The sequence below is a fragment of the Paracoccus laeviglucosivorans genome, assembly GCF_900182695.1.
In the GTDB taxonomy this organism is placed as follows: Bacteria; Pseudomonadota; Alphaproteobacteria; order Rhodobacterales; family Rhodobacteraceae; genus Paracoccus; species Paracoccus laeviglucosivorans.
Genome location: NZ_FXTK01000001.1, coordinates 208,372 through 230,045 on the forward strand (window position 1 = coordinate 208,372; position 21,674 = coordinate 230,045).

Here is a 21,674-nt window from a genome sequence, read left to right on the forward strand (position 1 = left end):
GCTTGCTTTCATTAGCGTTGCTTCGGAAAATCCCTCACGATTCTGTGAAATCAGGTTCCCTTAAGGAGCGGTTTTGATGAGAAACGTGGCAATGATTTCCGCGCTTTGCACGGTCCTTGCGCCTATGGCACATGCCGAAAGGGGCGCGGATGGGCAGTTGAATATCCTTTATTGGCAGGCCCCATCGACGTTGAACCCCTATCTGTCCTCGGGGACCAAGGATCTTGAGCCGTCATCCCTGGTGATCGAGCCGTTGGCGGGCTTCGATGAAAAGGGTGACGTTTTCCCCCGCCTTGCCGCCGAAATTCCCAGTGCTGAAAACGGCGGTATCTCGGCGGATCTGAAAACCGTGACATGGCGGCTGAAGCCCGGCCTGAAATGGTCCGACGGCACGCCCGTCACGTCCGAGGACGTGAAATTCACTGCCGATTATTGCATGAACCCCGATGGCGGTTGCGCCCAGCTTGGCCGTTACGAAGGCATCGACCGGGTCGAAGCGCCGGACCCGCTGACGGTGGTGATCCATTACGCCGCGCCGCGCCCCAATCCCTTCACGGCATTCACGGGGGCGCAAAGCCCGATCCTGCAAAAGGCCCAATTCGCGGGTTGCATGGGCGCTGCGGCATCGACCTGCACCGACCAGAATTTCCGCCCCATCGGCACCGGCCCGTTCCGCGTGACCGAATTTCGCACCAATGACGCCCTGACGCTTGAGGCGAACCCGAATTACCGCGACCCGGCCAAGCCCGCTTTCGCGACGGTCACCGTCAAGGGCGGCGGCGATGCGGCAGGCGCGGCGACGGCGGTGCTGGAAACCGGCGAATTCGACTATGCGTGGAACACCCAAGTGCCGCCCGATCTGCTGAAAAGCATGGAGGCGGCGGGCAAGGGTCGCGTTGTCACCGCATTCGGCACATTGGTCGAACGGGTCGAGATGAACCTGTCCGACCCCTCGCCCGACCTGCCCGAGACCGAGCGTGCGACGATCAAACACCCCCACCCGATCCTGTCGGACGAAAGGGTGCGGCGGGCGCTGTCGATGGCGCTGGACCGGCAGCTTCTCAGCGATGTGGGTTACGGGCCCACGGGCCGCGCCACCTGCAATCTGGTCCCCGCGCCCGAGGTATTCGCCTCGGACAATACCGGCTGCATCGCGCAGGACAGCGAGGGCGCGATGGCCTTGCTGGATCAGGCGGGCTGGGTTCCCGGCACGGACGGCGTGCGCGAAAAGGATGGGCGCAAGCTGCATCTGCTGTTTCAGACCTCGGCCAATCCGATCCGGCAGGATTATCAGGCGCTGATCAAGCAATGGTGGCAGAATATCGGCGTCTCGGTCGAATTGAAGGTGGTCGAGCCTGCGGTCTTCTTTGGCGCGGATGCCAACTCGCCTGACACCTTCATCCGCTTCAACGCCGATGTCGAAATGTTCGCCAACAACTTCGACGGCACCGATCCCGAGCCCTATCTGGCGCGCTATACCTGCGACAAGGCACCGTCGCCGGACACGCAGTGGCAGGGCGAAAACATCAACCGCTATTGCAATGCCGAATTCGACAAGCTGCTGGCGGAACTGGGCCGGACCTCGGGGGTGCAGGCGCGGGGGGCGATTGCCAAAAAGCTGAATGACATGCTGACCAAGGATGGCATGGTGGTCGTGCCGCTGGTTGATCGCGGCCGCGTCTCGGCCCATTCCAACGCGCTTGGCGGCGTGGTGATGAACGCATGGGACAGCGAATTGTGGAACGCGGCGGATTGGGTGCGGGCACGCTGATCGGACGGCTGGCGCTGCTGCTGGTCATCTCGGGCGTGATCTTTCTGCTGATCGAGGCCGCGCCCGGCGATCCCTTGGGGCAAGTGCCGCTGACGCTTTCGCCCGAGGTGCGCGACCGGATGCGCGCCGCCCTTGGCATGGATCAGCCGTGGCATCTGCGCTATCTGCTGTGGCTGAAGCAGCTTTTCTGGATCGAGCCGCTGCACTGGCTGGGCATTGATGCGGGCCAGCGTCTGATCAGCTACCAAAGCCGCGCGCCGGTTTTCGACGTGATCGCGGAACGCCTGCCCCAGACGCTGTGGGTGGTGGGCGGCGGCTATCTGGCGGGCGCGGCGCTGGCCCTGCCCATGGGGCTGATCGCGGGCTGGCGTCCAGGCGGCTGGCTGGACCGCGCCTGCACCGGGCTGGCGATGCTGGGCTGGTCGTTGCCGACATTCCTGACCGGGGTGCTGCTGGTCCTGATCTTCGGCGTGTGGCTGGGCTGGCTGCCCTCGGTCTATGACACGACCCTGCGGGTTCAGGGGTGGGAGGGGCTTGCCCAGCAGGCCCGGCAGATGGTCATGCCCGTGGCCGTGCTGGCCCTTTACAACGCCGGGCAGCTGAGCCGCGTCCTGCGCGCCGCGATGGTTCAGGCCGCAGCGCAGGACTATATCCGCACCGCGCGGGCCAAGGGGATGCCCACGCGCGTCGTGCTGTGGCACATGCTGCGCAATGCGCTGCTGCCGGTGGTGACGGTCGTGGCGTTGGGATTGCCCGGAGTCTTTGGCGGCGCGATCATCACCGAACAGGTGTTTCGTGTGAACGGGCTGGGGCAATTGCTGATCGGCGCGGTGCAGGCCAACGACCTGCCGATGGTGCTGACGCTGACATTCCTGTTCGGCGCGCTGATCGTCCTGTGCAACCTTGTGGCCGATGCGCTGTATCGCTGGCTGGACCCGCGCCTTGGCTAAGCGGGTGCTGGTCCTGATCCTGGCGCTGATGCTGCTGGGTCCGCTGTTATGGCGGATCGACCCCGGCCTGCTGGACATGCGCGCGCGCAATCTGGGGCCGGGTTTGGGCCATCCGCTAGGCACCGATCAACTGGGCCGCGACATGCTGGCGCGCCTGATGGCCGGGGGGCGCGTGTCGCTGGCCGTGGGCTTTTGCGCCAGCGTTCTGGCGGTGGTGCTGGGCACGGGCGTCGGCGTTGCCGCGGGCTGGTTCCGGCGGCTGGACGGGGCGCTGATGCGGCTGGTCGATCTGTTTCTGGCGCTGCCGCTGCTGCCATTGCTTCTGCTGGGCGTCATGCTGTTTCGCGAACCGCTGGCGCGCGCCATCGGGCCTGCGGCGGGGGCATTCGTGCTGATCGTGGGGGCGATCGGCCTGACCTCGTGGATGCAGCTTGCCCGCGTCGTCCGGGCCGAGGTGATGGCCTTGCGGGGGCGCGAATTCATCGTCGCGGCGCGGATGGTCGGCAATGGGTCGGGACGGCTGATCGTGCGGCACCTGCTGCCCAACATCGCGCCGCAGATCGGCGTGGCGGCGTCGCTGGGCTTTGCCTCGGCCATCATGACCGAAAGCGCGCTGTCGTTTCTGGGTTTCGGCTTTCCGCCCGACCTGCCCACATGGGGCCGGATGCTGGCCGAAGGCGTCGAACAGATGCAGCTTTACCCGGCGCGCGTCCTGCTGCCCGGCGGGTTGATCCTGCTGACCGTGCTGGCCGTCAACGCGCTGGCGCAGGTGAAAGTGCCGCGATAAGCGCCGCCAGACAATCGCGCGGCAGGCAGATCAACATCGGCCCCTGAATCGAAAGCGTCACCGGCCCCGTCGCCCGGTTCGACGTGCCGACTGCCGCATCTGGCGCGAATTCCAGTCCATCGATCGGCCATTGCAACCCGGTCGAGCGTCCACGCGCCGCGCCCATCGGAAACAACGACACCCGCGCACCGGCAGGCAGGTCCAGCGCCATGTCCGGCGGGCATAGCGCGATCAGATCAGACCCAGCGATCAGGATGCAGGGCGGTCCGATCCGTCGCGCCAGCGCGTTCAGCGCCGCAAGGAAATGATCCTGACGCGCACCCGAAAACCCCACCGCGAGCACCAAAGGCGCGGCGATCCGTGACAGGCATTTCTGGAAATCCGTGCTTTCCTGTTCCTTAACGCGGTGCAGCCGCGCATCGGGGATGGCATTGCGCGCGGCCTCGGACAGGGAATCGAAATCGCCGATCACCGCGCTGGGGTCCAGCCCATGTGCCAGCGCCGCATCTGCGCCGCCATCCGCCGCCACGACCAGCGGCGCCAGCGGCAGGGCCAGTTCCAGATCGGCTTGCGAAAACGGCCCGCCGCCAATCAGCGTCACGGGCCGGTCGCTTGTCAGAGCCGGTGCTGGGGCGGTCATTCGCCCTTGCCGATGCCGGTGAACATCCGGCGAAACGGCACGGCCCAAAGAATGCCCAGACCCGCATAGACGGCAAGCTCGATCAGGATCGGCTGGCGCCCGAAACGGGCGTCCAGCCAGTTCATCAGCGTCACGGCTACCACGATGTAAAGCGGCAGGCCGATCAGCAGGATGACCAAAGACCAGCGTTTGCGTGTCTTCAGGTCCATGTCAGTCCGCAAACGGGTCGGTGACAAGGATCGTGTCGTCACGCTCGGGGCTGGTGGACAGCAGCGCGACGGGGCACTGGATCAGCTCCTCGATGCGGCGGACATACTTGATCGCCTCGGCGGGCAGATCGGCCCAGCTGCGCGCGCCTTGGGTCGATTGTTCCCAGCCCGGCATCTCCTCATAGATCGGCTTGACCTTTTCCTGCAGCGCGGCGGCGGTCGGCAGGTGGTCGTAATGCTTGCCGTCGATTTCGTAGCCCGTGCAGATCTTCAGCGTCTTGAAGCCGTCCAGCACGTCCAGCTTGGTCAGCGCGATGCCGTCCACGCCCGAGATCGCGCAGGTCTGACGCACCAGAACCGCGTCGAACCAGCCGCAGCGACGCTTGCGCCCGGTGACGGTGCCGAATTCATGGCCCCGCTCACCCAGACGCTGGCCGTCTTCGTCGTCCAGTTCGGACGGGAACGGGCCGGAGCCCACGCGGGTCGTATATGCCTTGACGATACCCAGAACGAAGCCGATCGCCGACGGCCCCATGCCCGTGCCCGACGCGGCCATACCAGACATGGTGGTCGAGCTGGTAACATAGGGATAGGTGCCAAAGTCGATGTCCAGCAGACTGCCCTGCGCGCCTTCGAACAGGATGCGTTTGCCTGCCTTGCGATAGTCGTTCATCACCTTCCAGACCGGCTGCGCGTATTGCAGCAGCTTGGGGGCGATCTCCATCAGCTTGGCTTTCAGCTCATCGCGGTCGATGGGCGTTGCGCCCAGACCCTGACGCAGCGGCTCGTGATGGGCCAGCAGGCGGTCCAGACGGGCGTCCAGCGTCTCCTCATCGCCCAGATCGGCGACGCGGATGGTGCGACGGCCCACCTTGTCTTCGTAGGCCGGACCGATGCCGCGCCCGGTCGTGCCGATTTTCGAGGCACCGGCAGCCGCTTCGCGCAGCTGGTCCAGATCCTGATGCAGCGGCAGGATCAGCGGGGTGTTTTCCGCGATCATCAGGTTTTCCGGGCTGATTTCCACGCCCTGCGCCGACAGCTTGTCGATTTCCGAAAACAGCGCCCACGGGTCCAGCACGACGCCGTTGCCGATCACCGCCATCTTGCCCTTGCGCACGATGCCCGAGGGCAGCAGCGACAGTTTGAACACCTGATTGCCGATGACCAGCGTGTGGCCCGCATTATGGCCGCCCTGAAAACGCGCGATCACATCGGCACGTTCGCTGAGCCAGTCAACGATCTTGCCCTTGCCTTCGTCGCCCCATTGCGCGCCGACGACCACCACATTGGCCATATTGCTTCCCTTCCGCCGTCATTGAATGCCGCCCACGGTATAATGGGCGAAGCCGCGCGGGGAAAGCTGAATTGGTGCTGCCGTAATTTTAAGCATATGCTGCCGTTACAGGCTGTTTGTGCATGGCGTGCGGCAAATGCGGCTGCAAGATTGCGCATCTATCCCTGATTTGCCCATGGTTCGGGCATGTTGGATAACCCGTCGCCCCTTTCACTGCCCCGCGCGCATGGCGTTTTGCGCGCCGGATTCGCATATTCGGGCGACGAGACGCGGTTGGCGCGACTGCATCAGGCCGGCAGCACCAAGGCGATGCTGCCGCCGGGCGCGGGGTGCGAGCTGGTGATGCTGAACACCTCGGGCGGGCTGACCGGCGGCGACCGGATGCAGATTTCGGTGACCCAGGACCCCGGCACGCATCTGACCGCCACGACGCAGACGGCAGAACGCGCCTATCGCAGCGTGACGGGACAGGCCCATGTCACCGCCCGGTATGAGGTGGCGGACGCGGCGCATCTGGACCTGCTGCCGCAGGAAACCATCCTGTTCGACCGCGCCGCCTTGCTGCGGGAACAGGAAATCGCGCTGACGGGGACCGCCACCTGCCTTTGGGCGGAAACCCTGATCCTTGGCCGCGCCGCCATGGGCGAGGTGGTGACACGGCTGGACGTGAACGACCGCCGCCGTGTGACCCGCGATGGTCGCCCGGTGTTCATCGAAAACCTACGACTGGACGACGCTTTGCTGCCGGGTGGCTTGGCCACGCTGGCGGGATGCCGGGCCTTTGCCACGCTGGTTCTGGTCGCGCCCGATGCCGCGGACCGCCTTGGCACGGCCCGCGCGGCGCTGGGGGATGCGGGTGCGGCCAGCGCCTTTGACGGCAAGCTGGTCGCGCGGCTGATGGCGGGCGACGGCTGGCCTTTGCGACAAGCCCTGATGCGGCTGATCCGGGCGCTGCGCCCCGGCCCCCTGCCCCGCGTCTGGCAAATCTGAAACCATGAGGAACGCATGAACCTAAGCCCACGCGAAAAGGAAAAGCTGCTGATTTCGGTCGCCGCCATGGTGGCGCGGGGGCGGCTGGCGCGCGGCGTCAAGCTGAACCACCCCGAAGCCATCGCGATCATCACCGATTTCGTGGTCGAAGGCGCCCGCGACGGTCGCAGTGTCGCCGACCTGATGGAGGCGGGCGCGCATGTCATCACCCGCGATCAGTGCATGTCCGGCATTCCTCAGATGATCCACTCTGTGCAGGTCGAGGCGACATTTCCCGACGGCACGAAACTTGTCACCGTTCACGACCCTATCCGAGGCTAAGATGAAACGCATTCTCCCCTTCCTTCTGATGCCCACGGCCGCCTTTGCCCATCCCGGCCATCACGGCCACGGCAACCCCTTTGCCGAAGGGTGGATGCACCCCTTGGGCGGCGCGGATCACGTGCTGGCGATGGTCGCGGTGGGCCTGTGGGCCGCGACCGCTGCGGACAAGCGTGGCCTTTGGGCGCTGCCTTTGGCCTTTGTCGCGGCGATGGTGGCGGGCGGCGCGATGGGTGCCGCGGGCCTGCATCTGCCGGGGGTCGAGCCGGTGATCCTGGCATCCGGCATCGTGCTGGGGCTGGCGGTGGCCTTGGCTCTGCGGCCTTCGCTGGGCTTTGCGCTGCCGGTGGTGGCGATGTTCGGTCTGATGCACGGCCATGCGCATGGGGTCGAAGGTCCGGCGCATGGGCTGGTCGCCTATGCAGCGGGCTTCGTTCTGGCGACAGGGGCGCTGCATCTGGCGGGCATCGGCCTTGGCCGCATGGGCATGGCACGGGTGCTGGGCGGCATGACGGCGGCGGCGGGCATCGCGCTGGCGGTGATGCCATGATCCCCGGAGAGGTGTTTCCCGCGGCTGGCGACATCACCCTGAACGCCGACCGGCAGGCGATCACGCTGATGGTCGCCAATACCGGCGACCGTCCGGTGCAGGTCGGCAGCCATTACCACTTTGCCGAAACCAATCCCGGCCTGTCATTCGACCGCGATGCGGCGCGGGGGATGCGGCTGGACATTGCGGCGGGCACGGCGGTCCGGTTCGAACCCGGCCAGATGCGCGAGGTGCGGCTGATCCCCTTTGCGGGCAAGCGCGAAATCTGGGGCTTCAACGGCAAGGTCATGGGGGCATTGTAATGGCAACGACCATTTCGCGCGGCGATTACGCGCAGATGTATGGCCCGACCACGGGCGACCGTATCCGTCTGGGCGATACCGAAATCATCGTTCAGGTCGAACGCGACCTGACCACCTATGGCGAGGAAGTAAAGTTCGGCGGCGGCAAGGTCATCCGCGACGGCATGGGCCAGTCGCAGATCAGCCGTGCGGGCGGGTCGATGGATACGGTCATCACCAATGCGCTGATCCTTGACCATTCCGGCATCTACAAGGCCGACATTGGCCTGCGCGACGGCCGCATCGCCGGGATCGGCAAGGCAGGCAACCCCGACACTCAGCCCGGCGTCACGCTGATCATCGGGCCGGGAACCGAGATCATCGCAGGCGAAGGCCGTATCGTCACCGCCGGCGGCTTCGACGCGCATATCCATTTCATCTGCCCCCAGCAGGTCGAGGACGCCATCGCATCCGGCATCACCACCATGCTGGGCGGCGGCACGGGTCCGGCGCATGGCACGCTGGCCACAACCTGCACGCCGGGGCCATGGCATATCGGGCGCATGATCGCGGCGATGGATGATGTGCCGGTGAACATGCTGATCTCGGCCAAGGGCAATGCCTCGCGCCCCGAGGCGCTGGAGGAGATGGTCCGCGCCGGGGCATCGACCCTGAAGCTGCACGAGGATTGGGGCACCACCCCCGCCGCCATCGACTGCTGCCTGACGGTGGCGGACGCGATGGACGTGCAGGTCACGATCCATACAGACACGCTGAACGAATCCGGCTTTGTCGAAAACACCCTTGCCGCGATCAAGGGCCGCACAATCCACGCTTTCCATACCGAGGGCGCGGGCGGCGGCCATGCCCCCGACATCATCAAGCTGGTGGGTGCGGCGAACGTCATCCCCAGTTCCACGAACCCCACGCGCCCCTTTACCGGCAACACGCTGGAGGAGCATCTGGACATGCTGATGGTCTGCCATCATCTGGACAAGCGCGTGCCCGAAGACGTGGCCTTTGCCGAATCCCGCATCCGCCGCGAGACCATCGCAGCCGAAGACATCCTGCACGACATGGGCGCGTTTTCGGTGATCTCCTCGGACAGTCAGGCCATGGGCCGCGTCGGCGAGGTCATCACCCGCACATGGCAGACCGCCCACAAAATGAAGGTCCAGCGCGGGCGGCTGGCGGATGAAACCGGCGAAAACGACAATCTGCGCGCCCGGCGATACGTTGCGAAATACACCATCAACCCGGCCATCGCGCATGGCATCGCCCATGAGATCGGCTCGATCGAGCCGGGCAAACGCGCCGATCTGGTGATCTGGGATCCTGCGATGTTCGGCGCGAAGCCCGAAATGGTGCTGGTCGGCGGCATGATCGCATGGGCGCAGATGGGCGATCCGAACGGCTCAATCCCTGTTCAGCCGATGTATATGCGGCCAATGTGGGGGGCGATGGGACGCGCGCGTCACGCATCATCCGTGACGTTCCTGTCGCAGGCGGGGCTGGATGCAGGGGTCGGTGACGGCATGCTGAAAGCTGCGGTCGCCGTGCGCGGCACGCGCGGCATCGGCAAGGCTGACATGCGCCTGAACGCCGCGACCCCCGTGATCGAGGTCGATCCCGAAACCTACGAGGTTCGCGCGAACGGCGAATTGCTGACCTGCCAGCCCGCGACCGAATTGCCGCTGGCGCAGCGCTACTTCCTTTTCTGACGCTGCAATGCAGCGTTGCAGATTCCGAAATGGTTCCAGAGGATTGGATGATATATCCTGAAATGCATGGGGGGAAACCGTTCGCCAATACCGAAAGGGTTTCCAATGGCACTACAAACCACCGAATTCAGCCCGGCGCTTTCCGTTCCGACGCTGTTCGACAAATTCTTCGGCGCCGTGCGCACCGTCTTTTCAGCTTGCGTCGATGCGCAATCGCGCCGGAAACAAGTCGAAGAGCTTCAGGCGAAATCCGACGAACAACTGGCCAAAATGGGCCTGACCCGCGACCGGATCGTGCATCACGTCTTTCGCGACCTGATCTGATTTCAGCGCAGGGGGGGCGGGTATGACCGCCCTTCTCAGCCTGCGCGCGGGCACCGTCTTGCGTGCGACAGCCGCCGATGATTCGGTCGTGCTGGATTACGAAGGCCGTTTTTTGCGGCGCAAACGCCTGACATCGCGCGGGGGCGTGTCATTCCTTGTCGATCTGGCCGAAACGGTCAGCCTTGATCCCGGCGATGCGTTCCAATTGGATGATGGTCGCCTGATCGGCGTCACAGCCGCGATGGAACCCTGCCTGCGCATCGAAGGCCCGCTGCCACGGCTGGCATGGCATATTGGCAACCGCCACACACCCTGCCAGATCGGTGCCGATCATCTGCTGATCCGCGCTGATCACGTGCTGGAAGGTATGCTGCGCGGCCTTGGTGCGCGGGTGACCCCGACCATGGCCGCTTTCGCCCCCGAATGCGGCGCCTACGGACATGGGCGCACGATGGGCCACGACCACGGCCCCGGCTTCCATTCGCATTGATGCAGGCACGGCTTTCCCTGATCCAATGGCTTTCCCCCGCGTTCCCGACCGGGGGCTTTGCCTATTCCCATGGGCTTGAACAGGCCATGTCCGATGGGCTGCGCGATGCCGATGCGGTGGCCGATTGGGTCGCGCAGGTGCTGCGTCACGGCGGCGGCTGGACCGACGCGGTGCTGCTGTCGCTGGTCTTGCGCGGCGGCGATGCAGATGCGCTGGCCGATACCTGTCGTGCCATGTCCGGCACGTCCGAGCGGCTGGCCGAGACGATGGATCAGGGCCGCGCCTTGGCCGCCACCCTTTCCGCTTTGGGCCATACCATGCCCCCGCGTCCCCTGCCCGTCGCGGTCGGCGTGGCCGCGCGGGATCTGGGCCTGCCCGTGCCCGAGGTGATCGCGCATTACCTGCACGCATTTGCAGCCAACCTGATTTCGGCAGCGACCCGTTTCCTGCCTTTGGGTCAGGCGCAATCGCAAGCGGCGCTGGCCGGGCTTCACGGACTGATCGCAGAACTGGCCAACCACGCCGCCCAAGCTACAGAAACATCGCTGGAAACCGCCACCTTTTCCGCCGATCTTGCGGCGATGCGGCACGAAACACTGGATGTAAGGATTTTCCGCACATGAGCCATAACGGCCCCCTCCGCGTCGGCATCGGCGGCCCCGTCGGCGCAGGAAAAACCACCCTGACCGAGCAACTGGCCCGCGCCCTTGCGCCGCGCCTGTCGATGGCCGTCATCACCAATGACATCTATACCCGCGAAGATGCCGAAGCGCTGATGCGCGCGCAGGTGCTGCCCGTCGAACGTATCAGGGGCGTGGAAACAGGCGGCTGTCCGCATACCGCGATCCGCGAAGATGCCAGCATCAACCTTGCCGCAGTTGCGGATCTGCGGACGGCCATTCCGGATCTGGAGCTGATCCTGATCGAATCCGGCGGCGATAATCTTGCAGCGACATTCTCACCCGAACTGGCGGATCTGACGATCTATGTCATCGACACCGCCGCCGGGCAGGACATTCCTCGCAAGCGCGGGCCGGGGCTGGCGCGTTCCGACCTGCTGGTGGTGAACAAGACCGACCTTGCGCCGCATGTGGGCGTCGATGTCACGCTGCTGGAAAGCGATGCCCGCGCCGCACGGGGCGCACGACCCTTCGTCATGGCGCAGTTGCGGCATGGCAAAGGCGTGGCCGAGGTCGTCGATTTCCTAATGGCCGAGGGCGGATTGAACCTTTAGGCCCGCCAAGGTCCGCTTTCCCCACCCCATTTAGGGGCCGGGAAAGCGCGGGGCCGTGCCCCGTCAGGCCGCGGACCGCAGACTGGCGGGCAAAAAGGGTGTGATATTCAGATCGGCACCATCAAAGACGCAGAAACTTTGTGCCGGGATTTCCTGCCAGTCAGATTCGTCGCTTTCCAACGGCTCGGATACGACCGCCCTGCCGCCGCGCGTATCTGACCAGCGGTGATAAAGCGTCGGGGCGAATTCGTCGCTGGCATAGCGCAGCGCATAAAGCCGCTGACCGTCCGAAAAGGCAGCGGTTAGCCGCACATGCGGCGCGGCACCCCGTTCGCGGGCCAAAGCTTCGAACTTGGCGGTCGCGCGGGCCATGGCACCGGCGGGATCGTCGTCCAGCCCCTCTCCCAAGGCCATCAGAAACAGCGCCTCGCTATCCGTGGCGCCCTTGCGGTGCTGGTAATATTCATCGGGGATCAGCGCATCGGCGTGGCGGCGATAGCTATCATAACCGCCGAACTGGCCGTTATGCATGAAGGACCAGCGCCCGACGACAAAGGGATGGCAGTTGTTGCGGCTGGTGGCCGTGCCGGTCGACGCACGGACATGCGCCAGAAACAGGTGCGATCTCAGCGTTGCGGTCAGGCTTTTCAGATTGCTGTCCGACCAGGCGGGCATCACATCGCGGTAAAGCCCAGGCTCATCGCGTTCGCCATACCATGCAAGGCCGAACCCATCGGCATTGACCGCCGTATGACAGCGGGTCGCCCCGTGGCTTTGCCGGACCAGCGAATGGCCGGGCCGACAGATGACATCCTCAAGATAGATAGGACTGCCGATATAGGCTGCCCAGCGACACATGCCCGTCCCCCATGCTTTTGGATGATTCTAGCACGAAATCCGGGACATGCATCCGAAACCGTCAGGCCGGGTTTTCCTCGACGATCACCAAATCGCGTTCTGCCGCATTTTTGGCATGTTCCAGCGCCGCCTGATATTCATCCGAGCGGTAGCAGGCCACGGCATCCTCGACGCTGGGGAAACGCGCAACGACATTGCGCGCCCGGTCATTGCCTTCCAGCTGCACATAACGCGAACCGCGGGCCAGAAAGACGCCCCCATGCGCAGCGATCGCGGGACCGGCCAGCTTGGCATATTCGCCATAGGATTCGGGGTCGGTCACGTTCACATGTGCGATCCAGAGTGCGGTCATGCTTTCTCTCCAATCAAGTTCTCAACGGCGACGATGGCTTGGTCCGCAGCATCAAGGCTGGGCGCGCCGCCTTGCGCACGGTCGGGACGACCGCCGCCGCCCTTGCCGCCAAGGGCGGCCGTCGCTGCCTGCACCAATTCGACGGCAGTGACCCGAGCGGTCAGGTCGGGGGTCACGCCCGCCGCGACCGTGGCCTTGCCATCCGCCTCGGCCAGAACGACCACGGCACCAGAACCCAGACGCGCCTTCATCTCATCGACAAGGGGGCCAAGCTCCTTGCCCGAGACGCCATCGACGCGGCGGGCGATCAGCTTGATGCCGTTGATTTCCTTGGGCGCATCGTCCGAGCCGCCACCCATCGCCAATTGCCGCTTAAGCTGCGCGACTTCATTGGCAAGGGTCTTGCGTTCATCGGCCAGCGCACGGACCTTGTTCACCACGTCGCCGGTTTGCGCCTTCAGGATGCCCGCAATCTCGGACAGTTCCAGATCGACGCGCCGCAGTGCTTCCATCGCGGCCTGCCCGGTCAGCGCCTCGATCCGGCGCACACCGGCAGCCGAGGCGGTTTCAGTGGTCAGGGCGAACATCCCGATATCGCCGGTGCGAAGCACATGCGTGCCGCCGCACAATTCCAGCGAATAGGTCTGACCGTCATTGCCCTTGCCCGAACCAGCCAGTTCGCCCATCGAAACCACGCGGACCTCATCGCCGTATTTCTCGCCAAACAGCGCCTGAGCGCCAAGGGCGCGGGCGTCGTCGGGGGTCATGATGCGGGTTTCCACCGGGGTGTTCTGGCGGATGAACTCGTTCACCTCACGCTCAACCTGCGCGATTTCCTCGGGCGTCAGCGCTTTGGCGTGGCTGAAATCAAAGCGCAGGCGGTCGGGCGCATTCAGGCTGCCGCGCTGTGCGACGTGATCGCCAAGGGCGCGGCGCAGCGCCTCGTGCAGCAGGTGCGTGGCCGAGTGGTTCGCGCGGATCGCGCTGCGGCGGTCGTGATCAACCGACAGTTGCGCACCCTGACCGGGCGTGATCGTGCCCAACGTCACCTCGGCCACGTGGATAAAGACGCCGCCGGTTTTCTTGGTGTCGGTCACGCGGGCCGCGCCGGTTTCGGTCTTGATCAGGCCCGTATCGCCGACCTGACCGCCGGATTCGCCATAGAACGGCGTTTGATTGACGACGATCTGCACCTGCTGGCCTTCGCCCGCCTGCTGAACCGCCGCACCGTCCTGCACCAGCGCCAAAATCTGTCCCTCGGCGATTTCGGTGTCATAGCCCAGGAATTCGGTCGCACCGTGCTGTTCGGCCAGATCCAGCCAGATTGCGGCATCCTTGGTTTCGCCCGAACCGGACCAGGCCGCGCGCGCCTTGGCCTTTTGCTCAGCCATCGCGGTGTCAAAGCCTGCGGTTTCCACGGCACGGCCCTTTTCGCGCAACGCGTCCTGCGTCAGGTCCAGCGGGAAGCCATAGGTGTCATAAAGCTTGAATGCCGCCTCGCCGGGCAGGTCGGCGCCTTCAGGCAGGCGCGCAAGTTCGTCGTCCAGCAAGCGCAGACCACGATCCAGCGTCTGCTTGAAGCGGGTTTCCTCAAGCTTCAGGGTCTCTTCGATCAGCGCCTGCGCCCGGCCGAGTTCGGGATAGGCCGTGCCCATCTGGCGAACCAGCGCCGGGACCAGCTTGTGCATGACAGGATCCTTGGCCCCCAGGATATGCGCGTGACGCATGGCGCGGCGCATGATCCGCCGCAGCACATAGCCGCGCCCTTCGTTCGAGGGCATGACGCCATCGGCGATCAGGAAGCTGGTCGAACGCAGGTGATCGGCGATGACCCGGTGATGCACTTTGCCCGGACCATCGGGATCGTTGCTGGTCGCATGGGCCGATGCCTCGATCAGGCTGCGCATCAGGTCGGTGTCGTAGTTGTCGTGCTTGCCCTGCAGCAGCGCGCCGATCCGCTCCAACCCCATGCCGGTGTCGATCGACTGCATGTCGAGGGCGCGCATCGAGCCGTCCTCGAACTGCTCGTTCTGCATGAAGACGAGGTTCCAAATCTCGATGAAACGATCACCGTCCTCATCAGCCGAGCCGGGCGGACCGCCCCAGATCTTGTCGCCGTGGTCGTAAAAAATCTCGGTGCAGGGACCGCAAGGGCCGGTCGGGCCCATCTGCCAGAAATTGTCACTGGTCGGAATGCGAATGATGCGATCATCCGACAGGCCCGCGACCTTTTTCCAGATATTCGCCGCCTCGTCGTCGGTGTGATAGACCGTGACCAGCAGCTTATCCTTGGGGATGCCGAAATCCTTGGTCAGCAATTCCCAGGCATAGGGGATCGCCTGCGTCTTGAAATAGTCGCCAAAGCTGAAATTGCCCAACATTTCAAAGAACGTATGGTGGCGCGCAGTATAGCCCACATTGTCCAGATCGTTGTGCTTGCCGCCCGCGCGAACGCATTTCTGCGCGGTGGTCGCGCGGTTATAGTCCCGTGTTTCGACACCGGTGAACAGATTCTTGAACTGCACCATGCCCGAATTGGTGAACATCAGCGTCGGGTCGTTGCGCGGCACCAATGGGCTGGAGGCCACGACACGGTGGCCGTTGCGTTCAAAGAAGTTCAGGAAAGTCGAGCGGATGTCATTCAAGCTGGGCATATCGGGCCTTCATCGCAAGCGGTCTTTTCCGGCCAAACCGGGTTGCCGCCCGGTCTAGCCCCAGCCATGGCCGCTGTCCAGCAATCCTGCGGGGTTTGATGTCGTGGACATTCCTGCCCGCAGTGGATCAGCAGGCCGCGCCGAACGGAAATGCGCGGGGCCGGCCCCGCGCATTTATCACCGTCTCATTCTTCGGTCAGGGCGTCATCGCCATCGTCGCTTGCTCCGAAATCCAGACCGTGGCTGGCGCGGATCTTATCCTCGATCGCCATGGCGGCATCGGGATTGTCGCGCAGGAATTGCTTGGCGTTTTCCCGGCCCTGCCCGATCCGTTCGTCGCCATAGGAATACCACGACCCCGATTTCTCGACCACACCGGCCTTGATGCCCAGATCGATCAGCTCGCCGACCTTTGAAATCCCCTCGCCATACATGATGTCGAATTCGACCTGACGGAAGGGCGGTGCCACCTTGTTCTTGACGACCTTGACCTTGGTCGAGTTGCCTACGACTTCGTCCCGATCTTTGATCGAGCCGGTGCGGCGAATGTCCAGACGCACCGAGGCATAGAATTTCAGCGCATTGCCGCCCGTCGTGGTTTCGGGGTTGCCGAACATCACGCCAATCTTCATGCGGATCTGGTTGATAAAGATCACCATGCAATTGCTGCGGCCGATGCTGGCGGTCAGTTTGCGCATCGCCTGGCTCATCAGGCGGGCCTGGCTGCCCATCTGCATGTCGCCCATATCGCCTTCGATTTCCGATTTCGGCGTCAGTGCCGCGACCGAGTCCACAACGACAAGGTTCACCGCGCCCGACCGGACCAGCGTGTCCACGATCTCCAGCGCCTGTTCGCCAGTATCGGGCTGGCTGATCAGCAATTCGTCCAGATTGACGCCCAGTTTGCGGGCATATTGCGGGTCCAGCGCATGTTCGGCATCGACGAATGCGCAAACGCCGCCTTTTTTCTGCTCCTCGGCCACGACATGCAGCGTCAGTGTGGTCTTGCCCGAGCTTTCAGGCCCGAAAATCTCAATGATGCGGCCCTTGGGCAGACCACCGATCCCCAGCGCGATGTCCAGCCCCAGCGAGCCGGTCGAGGTCGCCTCGATCTCGGCCACCGGGCTGTCCTTGCCCAGCTTCATGATCGAGCCCTTGCCAAACTGCCGCTCGATCTGCGCCAGCGCGCTGTCCAAAGCCTTTTGCTTGTCTGCCGTGCGCTTGTCGTTCATGTCGAAAAGTGTTGCCCCTGCCATGCCGTCCTCATGCTTATTTCACACCCCGACTGCCGGGGCAATCATTGCCCAACCGCAAAATGTTCACGGCTTGTTCTATTTGGCCGTAATTGCTGAAAAATGCAAGAACTGGTTATCGATTCGGTTCGCGCAAGCTTTGCCGATACCAAAGGCAGCATCGCGCCCAGCGGTTAAGATTTGGTTTACAGCCCAGCTTTGGCTGCTTATTTCTGGGCGCTGTATGGAAATGGTGGAATGTGTCAACATGCTGATATTCTGGGAAAAGCGGCTGGTCTTTCTGGCAACGCCAAAAGCTGGATCGACCGCGATCGAAGCCTCGTTGGAATCGCTGGCCAATCTTTCGGTTCAGCGCCCTGCCGAGTTGAAGCACACCGACCTGAAATCCTATCGCCGTCACATCGAGCCTTGGCTGCACGAGGCGACAGGGGATCACTTCACCACCGTTGCCCTGATGCGAGAGCCGATCGACTGGCTTCGCAGCTGGTATCGCTTTCGGCTGCGCGACGATATTGATGACCCGGACCATCGCATGGTCGGCATCAGCTTCGCGGGTTTTGCGCAGGATTACAGCGGCGCGGATCGCAATCTGACCGCAGGCATCGGTGCGCAGGCGGATTTTCTGACGCATGGCTCGGATCAGGTGGATCGTATTTTCCGCTATGACCAGATCGAGGATTTCACCCATTTCCTTGAAGATCAGCTGGACTGCGCCATCAACCTGCCTCGGGTGAACGTGCCCCCGACTGTGGACGTGACGCTTGATCCCGCGACAGAGGCTGCGCTGCGTCAGACACTTGCCGATGACCTGGCGCTTTACGATCAGATCGGGATGGTGGCCGTTCCGACCTGATCGGTCAGGCGGGCTCCGCCTCCAACTGCTTGCTGACCATTGCCGTAAGGTCTGAAAGCGAAAATGGCTTGGCCAGGAATACCGAGTTCGGCACAGGCGGGCGACCGTCTGAAAATATGTCTTCGGCATATCCCGACATGAAGATGACGCGGGTCTGCGGGCGATCACGCAGGGCTGTGCGGACCCAGGCAGGACCGTCCATGCCCGGCATGACGACATCGGTCACGAACACATCGACGTGCAGTCGTTCATCGACCAGTATTGCCAGAGCATCTTCGGCGCAATCCGCCTCCAGCACGTTGAAGCCCTGCAGCTTTAGCGCGCGGCTGGCGAATGCCCGCACAGGCGCCTCGTCCTCGACAAGCAGGATGGTCGCATCGATTTCGCGGCGCGGCCGGACGGGAGAACGAGCGGGTTCGGGCGCCTCTTCGTGTTCCGACTGTCCGGGTCGGTCGTGAACCGGAAAGAACAGCGAGAAGGTTGCGCCTTCGCCCGGCGTGCTGTCGCAGAAGATATAGCCGCCGGTCTGCTTGACGATGCCGTAAGCGGTCGAAAGACCAAGTCCCGTCCCTTCGCCTGCGCGTTTGGTGGTGTAGAATGGCTCGAATATCTTTGCCTGATCCTCGGGCAGGATGCCGCATCCCTCATCACGCACCTGAACGCGCACATAATCGCCCTGAGGCAGGATCGCACGACCGATTTCGGTCGGGGCCACCAGTTGCAGGTTGTCGGTGCTGATGGTGATGTCACCGCCATCCGGCATCGCATCGCGCGCATTCACCACAAGGTTCATGATGACCTGCTCAAGCTGGCGACGGTCGGCACGGATCATCCGCAGCGAGGGATCGTGGTCGAAGGTCAGTGCCACCCGCTCTCCGACCAAGCGGTTCAGCAGATGTGTCAGGTCCGACAGGGTATCGCGCAAATCCATGATCTGAGGCTTGAGCGTCTGCTTGCGCGAGAACGCCAGCAATTGCCGCACCAAGGCCGCCGCGCGATTGGCATTCTGGCCGATCTGGTCAAGGTCCGCGTAATCCGGGTCGGACTTGTCGTGCCGCAGCATCAAAAGGTCGCAATGCCCGGTGATGGCAGTCAGCAGGTTGTTGAAATCATGCGCGATACCGCCAGCAAGTTGACCGATTGCCTGCATCTTCTGACTTTGCACGAACTGCGCTTCAAGTGTCTTGATCGCGCTTGCATCCGACAGAACGGCGATCACATGCTCACAATCGCCGCGCGACAAGGTGACCTGAATAAAGCGTTCCGCACCTTCGCATTTCAGGTGCAGCACCTCAACAGCGCCCGCACTGCGGCCCGCCGCGACATCCGAGACCCAATCGCCGATCCCGCGTCCAAGCCCGTCCAGCAGTTCCGAAAGCGCCTGACCGGGCGTGACATTGCAAAGCAGCTCCTGTGCGGCATCATTGGCGCGCAGAATGATTGAATGCGCATCCAGCATCAGCAGCGGAACGGGCAAACGGTCGAAATGGTCGTCCTGAACGCGCTGGGGGGCGGGTGAAGGGGTCTGGACATCGGGCAGATCCGTCAGCCAAAGCTGCAGCTTGCTTGCGCCTGCCCGCGTGACCTGAAAGCTGCCGCCATCGCCCAGATTTGCGACGGTGCGGCCATTCCGGGCCACGGCAAGGCAGATGTCTTGCCAGGTTCGCGCGGGGTCGGCATGGCGATGGCCCAATGCGACATGGACCGGATCGCCCACCAGCTCGCCCAGTTTCAAAAAGGCCGCGCTGTTCTGGGCCAGAACGATCCCACGCCGGGATACCACCAAAGCCGGCATATCGTGCTGCGCCACGACATCGCGCAATCTTGCAAGATCGCGGCGCACGGACAGAAAGCGACGAAAATGCACTGCGGAAATCGCGCCGCCCAGCAGATACCATGCGATCAGCGCACTGCCCACCGTCAGCAGAATGCGTCCCGCGCTGATGTCGGGCGTCAGCACCATCCACCACGCACCCAGCAGCGCAGGCAGCGCAAGAAACGGCACCAACAACTGCGCCGAGCGCGATGGTTCTGCCCGATCCGGCATTAAATTCCCTTTCGTCGTTCCTGACGAGTTCAATACGCCCCGCCGGTTAATCGCAGGTTAACATCGCCGCATCAGCGCCAGATAGAACCCATCCGAGGCTTCCGGCGGAAGAAACAGCCTCTGATCCAACAGCTCAAAATCATGGCGGGCGATGAAGTCTCTGATCTGCAGACTGTTTTCGCGCTCAAGGACCGAGCAGGTCATATAGGCCAGATAACCCTGCGCCCCGACATGGGCGGCTGCGCGGTCAAGGATGTCCGCCTGAATGGTCGCAAGTTTTTGCACCATCGCCATGTCCATGCGCCATTTTGCGTCGGGCGTGCGCCGCCAGGTTCCGCTGCCGGAACAGGGCACATCGGTCACGACCATATCAAAGCTGCCGCGCACCGATCCGGGTTGCGCCACCCGGATCGTGGCCCCTGCACGTTTGGCGCGGGCCGGCAGATCGGCCATGCGCCCGGCATCCGCGTCATGCGCCGTGACCTCGGCCCCCGCTGCGGCCAAGGCCAGCGACTTGCCGCCGCCACCCGCGCAGTAATCCAGCACATGCCGGACAGGCGGTAGCGCCGCACAGGCAAGCTGGGGCGAAAGATCCTGCAATTCGACCAGCCCCTCCTGATAAGCCCTTGAGGCCGACAGTCGTCTTGCGCCGGAAATCACGCGCAGGGCGGTCGGCAGATCCGGTGCGGGCTCGGCCTCGATCCCTTCGGCAGACAGCGCGGCGATGGCCTGCGCGGGCGTGGCGCGCAGGCGGTTCGCCCGCAGCCAGACGGGTGCGCGTTCACGCATTGCCAGGGCCACGACCTCGGCCCGATCCCCCAAAGCAGCCCGCCAGTCGGGCCAGACCCAATCGGGCAAATCCATCGCCTGATGACCGTCGGGTTCTGCCCCCGCCGCCGCCTCGACCGGGGTCAGCGCCGCGGGGGCGTGGCCTTTGCCGGAAAAGATCGTCGCGGGGTCCAGCCCCTGTTCGCGGCACATGCCAAGGATCAAACCGCGCCCGTGAAGCCCGCCTCCGCGCGCCGCCCGCGAAAGTTTGCAACGCAGGCTGTCAAAGACCAGATCGCGCACGGCCGCTCTGTCGCCCGAACCCGCAAAACGGCTGCCCCGCGACCAGCGCAGCAGCGCGGCCTCGGCCGGGATGCCGGACAGGATTTGGTCGAGAATGTCGATGGCGGCGGCGGCGCGCGCGGCTGGGGTCATGTGTTTCGCCTTGCTGGGGTCGGTCCCAAGAAAAGCGCCATGCCCACAATGTCAATGTCAGGGCGGCGGCGGCGGTTCGAAAATCGGCCCCTTTGCCGCGACGATCAGCGGTTCGGCTGACGCCCCGAACGCCACCCCGCGCCCCGCACCGATCGCAGCAAGCGAGCCGGGATGCCCCGTCACCCCGGTCCCCAACGGCGCACCCAGCAGCATCACCCTTTCGCGCACACGCACCCGCTGATCCGAGGCGATGCCCGCAAAGCTGTTATACGTCTCTGGGCCGTCGCCAATGCCCTGAAAGCCCCGCTCGCGCAGCATGGCGCGCAGGGTGTCGAACCGCGCCAGATAGCGCGTGGCATGGACCTGCGTGCGAGAGTGAAACATCCCCGCAGCCTTGCGCCAATCGCCGGTTTCGCCGTGAAGCTGGCTGACGAAACGCGCGGCATAGCGGGCATTCTCAAGCGGGTCGAACATCTGCGCGACCGAAGCAAACCCCTGATGGTGCCAGCGATAGTTCAATTGAAAGCAGCCGATATCCAGATTGGTGCGCCCCTGCGCCACACGGTCCTGCGCGAATGCCACCGCGCTTTGCGGGTCGTCGAACCACGTCCCCTCGCCTTCGCTGTTCGCGCTCCAGGCCCAGGGGCGGACGATTCCGCCCATGCGCCGCCCGGTCTCGGTCAGGGTCAGCGCGCCAAGGATGTCCAGCGGCACGCCGTATTCCTGCGCCGCCTGCGCAGCCGCCCATTCGCATACCTCGGCCGAGGGCGCGGCATGGCTGCGCCAGCAGACAAGGATCAGCAACAAGATCAGGACAAGCCGCACAAAACGCTCCGCGCAGGGGATCTGGACCCAGCCCTAGCGGCAATCCCTTAATATTCCGCAAACGAAA

At 64.1% G+C, this 21,674-nt stretch carries 23 protein-coding genes; 13 read left to right on the top strand and 10 right to left on the bottom strand.

The window, feature by feature from the left end:
• Nucleotides 1-76: 76 nt before the first annotated feature.
• From FN835_RS01085 to FN835_RS01095, 3 genes are read left to right on the top strand one after another with little or no spacing between them, the layout of a single operon-like run.
• Entirely contained in the window at nt 77-1,771 is a 1,695-nt protein-coding gene (locus FN835_RS01085; protein WP_142661332.1) for a peptide ABC transporter substrate-binding protein, read from the top strand.
• Entirely contained in the window at nt 1,723-2,721 is a 999-nt protein-coding gene (locus FN835_RS01090) for an ABC transporter permease (RefSeq protein WP_142661333.1), read from the top strand. Before FN835_RS01085 ends, FN835_RS01090 begins: the two co-directional genes overlap by 49 nt.
• Nucleotides 2,714-3,508 (top strand): ABC transporter permease, encoded by a 795-nt coding sequence (locus tag FN835_RS01095; protein ID WP_246098618.1) that lies wholly within the window; start codon nt 2,714-2,716, stop codon nt 3,506-3,508. Before FN835_RS01090 ends, FN835_RS01095 begins: the two co-directional genes overlap by 8 nt.
• On the opposite strand, the gene FN835_RS01100 is transcribed toward FN835_RS01095, so the two are convergent.
• Genes FN835_RS01100 through FN835_RS01110 form a run of 3 tightly spaced genes read right to left on the bottom strand, consistent with a single transcriptional unit; the run spans nt 3,474 to nt 5,651 of the window.
• On the bottom strand, nt 3,474-4,148 hold the full coding sequence (locus FN835_RS01100) for a thiamine diphosphokinase (RefSeq protein WP_142661335.1): 675 nt from the start codon (nt 4,146-4,148) through the stop codon (nt 3,474-3,476). The two genes, FN835_RS01095 and FN835_RS01100, sit on opposite strands and share 35 nt — an antisense overlap.
• Nucleotides 4,145-4,357 (bottom strand): DUF2842 domain-containing protein, encoded by a 213-nt coding sequence (locus tag FN835_RS01105; protein WP_142661336.1) that lies wholly within the window; start codon nt 4,355-4,357, stop codon nt 4,145-4,147. The genes FN835_RS01100 and FN835_RS01105 overlap by 4 nt, the downstream gene beginning before the upstream one ends.
• Before the next feature lies 1 nt (nt 4,358).
• Nucleotides 4,359-5,651 (bottom strand): adenylosuccinate synthase, encoded by a 1,293-nt coding sequence (locus FN835_RS01110; RefSeq protein ID WP_142661337.1) that lies wholly within the window; start codon nt 5,649-5,651, stop codon nt 4,359-4,361.
• A gap of 189 nt (nt 5,652-5,840) precedes the next feature.
• On the opposite strand from FN835_RS01110, the gene FN835_RS01115 reads away from it, so the two are divergent.
• The 9 genes from FN835_RS01115 (at nt 5,841) to ureG (ending at nt 11,562) form a co-directional block, all read left to right on the top strand.
• On the top strand, nt 5,841-6,641 hold the full coding sequence (locus tag FN835_RS01115; protein WP_142661540.1) for an urease accessory protein UreD: 801 nt from the start codon (nt 5,841-5,843) through the stop codon (nt 6,639-6,641).
• Between the two features lie 15 nt (nt 6,642-6,656).
• On the top strand, nt 6,657-6,962 hold the full coding sequence (locus tag FN835_RS01120) for an urease subunit gamma (RefSeq protein WP_142661338.1): 306 nt from the start codon (nt 6,657-6,659) through the stop codon (nt 6,960-6,962).
• Between the two features lies 1 nt (nt 6,963).
• Nucleotides 6,964-7,512 carry a HupE/UreJ family protein gene (locus FN835_RS01125; protein WP_142661339.1) on the top strand — a complete coding sequence of 183 codons (549 nt, stop codon included), beginning with the start codon at nt 6,964-6,966 and terminating at the stop codon, nt 7,510-7,512.
• Nucleotides 7,509-7,814, top strand: coding sequence for an urease subunit beta (locus FN835_RS01130; RefSeq protein ID WP_142661340.1), 306 nt, complete (start codon nt 7,509-7,511; stop codon nt 7,812-7,814). The genes FN835_RS01125 and FN835_RS01130 overlap by 4 nt, the downstream gene beginning before the upstream one ends.
• The gene (gene ureC, locus FN835_RS01135; protein WP_142661341.1) at nt 7,814-9,514 is read left to right on the top strand and encodes an urease subunit alpha; all 1,701 of its coding nucleotides are present in this window, start codon (nt 7,814-7,816) and stop codon (nt 9,512-9,514) included. The genes FN835_RS01130 and ureC overlap by 1 nt, the downstream gene beginning before the upstream one ends.
• Before the next feature lie 105 nt (nt 9,515-9,619).
• Nucleotides 9,620-9,838: a DUF1127 domain-containing protein gene (locus FN835_RS01140; RefSeq protein WP_142661342.1), complete on the top strand. Its 219-nt coding sequence runs from the start codon at nt 9,620-9,622 to the stop codon at nt 9,836-9,838.
• A 22-nt stretch (nt 9,839-9,860) separates the two neighbouring features.
• Nucleotides 9,861-10,328, top strand: a complete 468-nt coding sequence (locus tag FN835_RS01145) for an urease accessory protein UreE (RefSeq protein ID WP_142661343.1) — start codon at nt 9,861-9,863, stop codon at nt 10,326-10,328.
• Nucleotides 10,325-10,951, top strand: coding sequence for an urease accessory protein UreF (locus FN835_RS01150; protein WP_185958541.1), 627 nt, complete (start codon nt 10,325-10,327; stop codon nt 10,949-10,951). Before FN835_RS01145 ends, FN835_RS01150 begins: the two co-directional genes overlap by 4 nt.
• A complete protein-coding gene (gene ureG, locus FN835_RS01155) occupies nt 10,948-11,562 on the top strand; it encodes an urease accessory protein UreG (protein WP_142661345.1) in 615 nt (204 codons plus the stop codon). Before FN835_RS01150 ends, ureG begins: the two co-directional genes overlap by 4 nt.
• 63 nt (nt 11,563-11,625) lie before the next feature.
• Here ureG and FN835_RS01160 read toward each other — a convergent pair whose 3' ends face one another.
• The 4 genes from FN835_RS01160 to recA form a co-directional block, all read right to left on the bottom strand.
• The gene (locus tag FN835_RS01160) at nt 11,626-12,420 is read right to left on the bottom strand and encodes a class II glutamine amidotransferase (RefSeq protein ID WP_142661346.1); all 795 of its coding nucleotides are present in this window, start codon (nt 12,418-12,420) and stop codon (nt 11,626-11,628) included.
• 61 nt (nt 12,421-12,481) lie between these two features.
• On the bottom strand, nt 12,482-12,772 hold the full coding sequence (locus FN835_RS01165; RefSeq protein ID WP_142661347.1) for a DUF1330 domain-containing protein: 291 nt from the start codon (nt 12,770-12,772) through the stop codon (nt 12,482-12,484).
• Entirely contained in the window at nt 12,769-15,426 is a 2,658-nt protein-coding gene (gene alaS, locus FN835_RS01170; protein WP_142661348.1) for an alanine--tRNA ligase, read from the bottom strand. The genes FN835_RS01165 and alaS overlap by 4 nt, the downstream gene beginning before the upstream one ends.
• A 185-nt stretch (nt 15,427-15,611) precedes the next feature.
• Complete coding sequence (gene recA / locus FN835_RS01175; protein ID WP_142661349.1) at nt 15,612-16,682, bottom strand: recombinase RecA; 1,071 nt, start codon at nt 16,680-16,682, stop codon at nt 15,612-15,614.
• 244 nt (nt 16,683-16,926) lie between these two features.
• Here recA and FN835_RS01180 point away from each other — a divergent pair, with 244 nt between their 5' ends.
• Nucleotides 16,927-17,532 carry a sulfotransferase family protein gene (locus FN835_RS01180; protein WP_142661350.1) on the top strand — a complete coding sequence of 202 codons (606 nt, stop codon included), beginning with the start codon at nt 16,927-16,929 and terminating at the stop codon, nt 17,530-17,532.
• Between the two features lie 4 nt (nt 17,533-17,536).
• Here the strand turns inward: FN835_RS01180 and FN835_RS01185 are convergent, their stop codons facing one another.
• Genes FN835_RS01185 through FN835_RS01195 form a run of 3 tightly spaced genes read right to left on the bottom strand, consistent with a single transcriptional unit; the run spans nt 17,537 to nt 21,607 of the window.
• Entirely contained in the window at nt 17,537-19,579 is a 2,043-nt protein-coding gene (locus FN835_RS01185) for an ATP-binding protein (RefSeq protein ID WP_142661351.1), read from the bottom strand.
• A gap of 57 nt (nt 19,580-19,636) precedes the next feature.
• Nucleotides 19,637-20,782, bottom strand: coding sequence for an RsmB/NOP family class I SAM-dependent RNA methyltransferase (locus FN835_RS01190; protein WP_142661352.1), 1,146 nt, complete (start codon nt 20,780-20,782; stop codon nt 19,637-19,639).
• A 57-nt stretch (nt 20,783-20,839) separates the two neighbouring features.
• Nucleotides 20,840-21,607, bottom strand: a complete 768-nt coding sequence (locus FN835_RS01195) for a lysozyme family protein (protein WP_142661353.1) — start codon at nt 21,605-21,607, stop codon at nt 20,840-20,842.
• Nucleotides 21,608-21,674 lie beyond the last annotated feature (67 nt).

Coding starts and splice junctions, on each gene's coding strand:
- FN835_RS01085 (WP_142661332.1), top strand. CDS start 77: ATGAGAAACGTGGCAATGATTTCCGCGCTTTGCACGGTCCTTGCGCCT.
- FN835_RS01090 (WP_142661333.1), top strand. CDS start 1,723: ATGGGACAGCGAATTGTGGAACGCGGCGGATTGGGTGCGGGCACGCTG.
- FN835_RS01100 (WP_142661335.1), bottom strand. CDS start 4,148: ATGACCGCCCCAGCACCGGCTCTGACAAGCGACCGGCCCGTGACGCTG.
- FN835_RS01105 (WP_142661336.1), bottom strand. CDS start 4,357: ATGGACCTGAAGACACGCAAACGCTGGTCTTTGGTCATCCTGCTGATC.
- FN835_RS01110 (WP_142661337.1), bottom strand. CDS start 5,651: ATGGCCAATGTGGTGGTCGTCGGCGCGCAATGGGGCGACGAAGGCAAG.
- FN835_RS01120 (WP_142661338.1), top strand. CDS start 6,657: ATGAACCTAAGCCCACGCGAAAAGGAAAAGCTGCTGATTTCGGTCGCC.
- FN835_RS01125 (WP_142661339.1), top strand. CDS start 6,964: ATGAAACGCATTCTCCCCTTCCTTCTGATGCCCACGGCCGCCTTTGCC.
- FN835_RS01130 (WP_142661340.1), top strand. CDS start 7,509: ATGATCCCCGGAGAGGTGTTTCCCGCGGCTGGCGACATCACCCTGAAC.
- ureC (WP_142661341.1), top strand. CDS start 7,814: ATGGCAACGACCATTTCGCGCGGCGATTACGCGCAGATGTATGGCCCG.
- FN835_RS01140 (WP_142661342.1), top strand. CDS start 9,620: ATGGCACTACAAACCACCGAATTCAGCCCGGCGCTTTCCGTTCCGACG.
- FN835_RS01145 (WP_142661343.1), top strand. CDS start 9,861: ATGACCGCCCTTCTCAGCCTGCGCGCGGGCACCGTCTTGCGTGCGACA.
- ureG (WP_142661345.1), top strand. CDS start 10,948: ATGAGCCATAACGGCCCCCTCCGCGTCGGCATCGGCGGCCCCGTCGGC.
- FN835_RS01160 (WP_142661346.1), bottom strand. CDS start 12,420: ATGTGTCGCTGGGCAGCCTATATCGGCAGTCCTATCTATCTTGAGGAT.
- FN835_RS01165 (WP_142661347.1), bottom strand. CDS start 12,772: ATGACCGCACTCTGGATCGCACATGTGAACGTGACCGACCCCGAATCC.
- alaS (WP_142661348.1), bottom strand. CDS start 15,426: ATGCCCAGCTTGAATGACATCCGCTCGACTTTCCTGAACTTCTTTGAA.
- recA (WP_142661349.1), bottom strand. CDS start 16,682: ATGGCAGGGGCAACACTTTTCGACATGAACGACAAGCGCACGGCAGAC.
- FN835_RS01180 (WP_142661350.1), top strand. CDS start 16,927: ATGCTGATATTCTGGGAAAAGCGGCTGGTCTTTCTGGCAACGCCAAAA.
- FN835_RS01185 (WP_142661351.1), bottom strand. CDS start 19,579: ATGCCGGATCGGGCAGAACCATCGCGCTCGGCGCAGTTGTTGGTGCCG.
- FN835_RS01190 (WP_142661352.1), bottom strand. CDS start 20,782: ATGACCCCAGCCGCGCGCGCCGCCGCCGCCATCGACATTCTCGACCAA.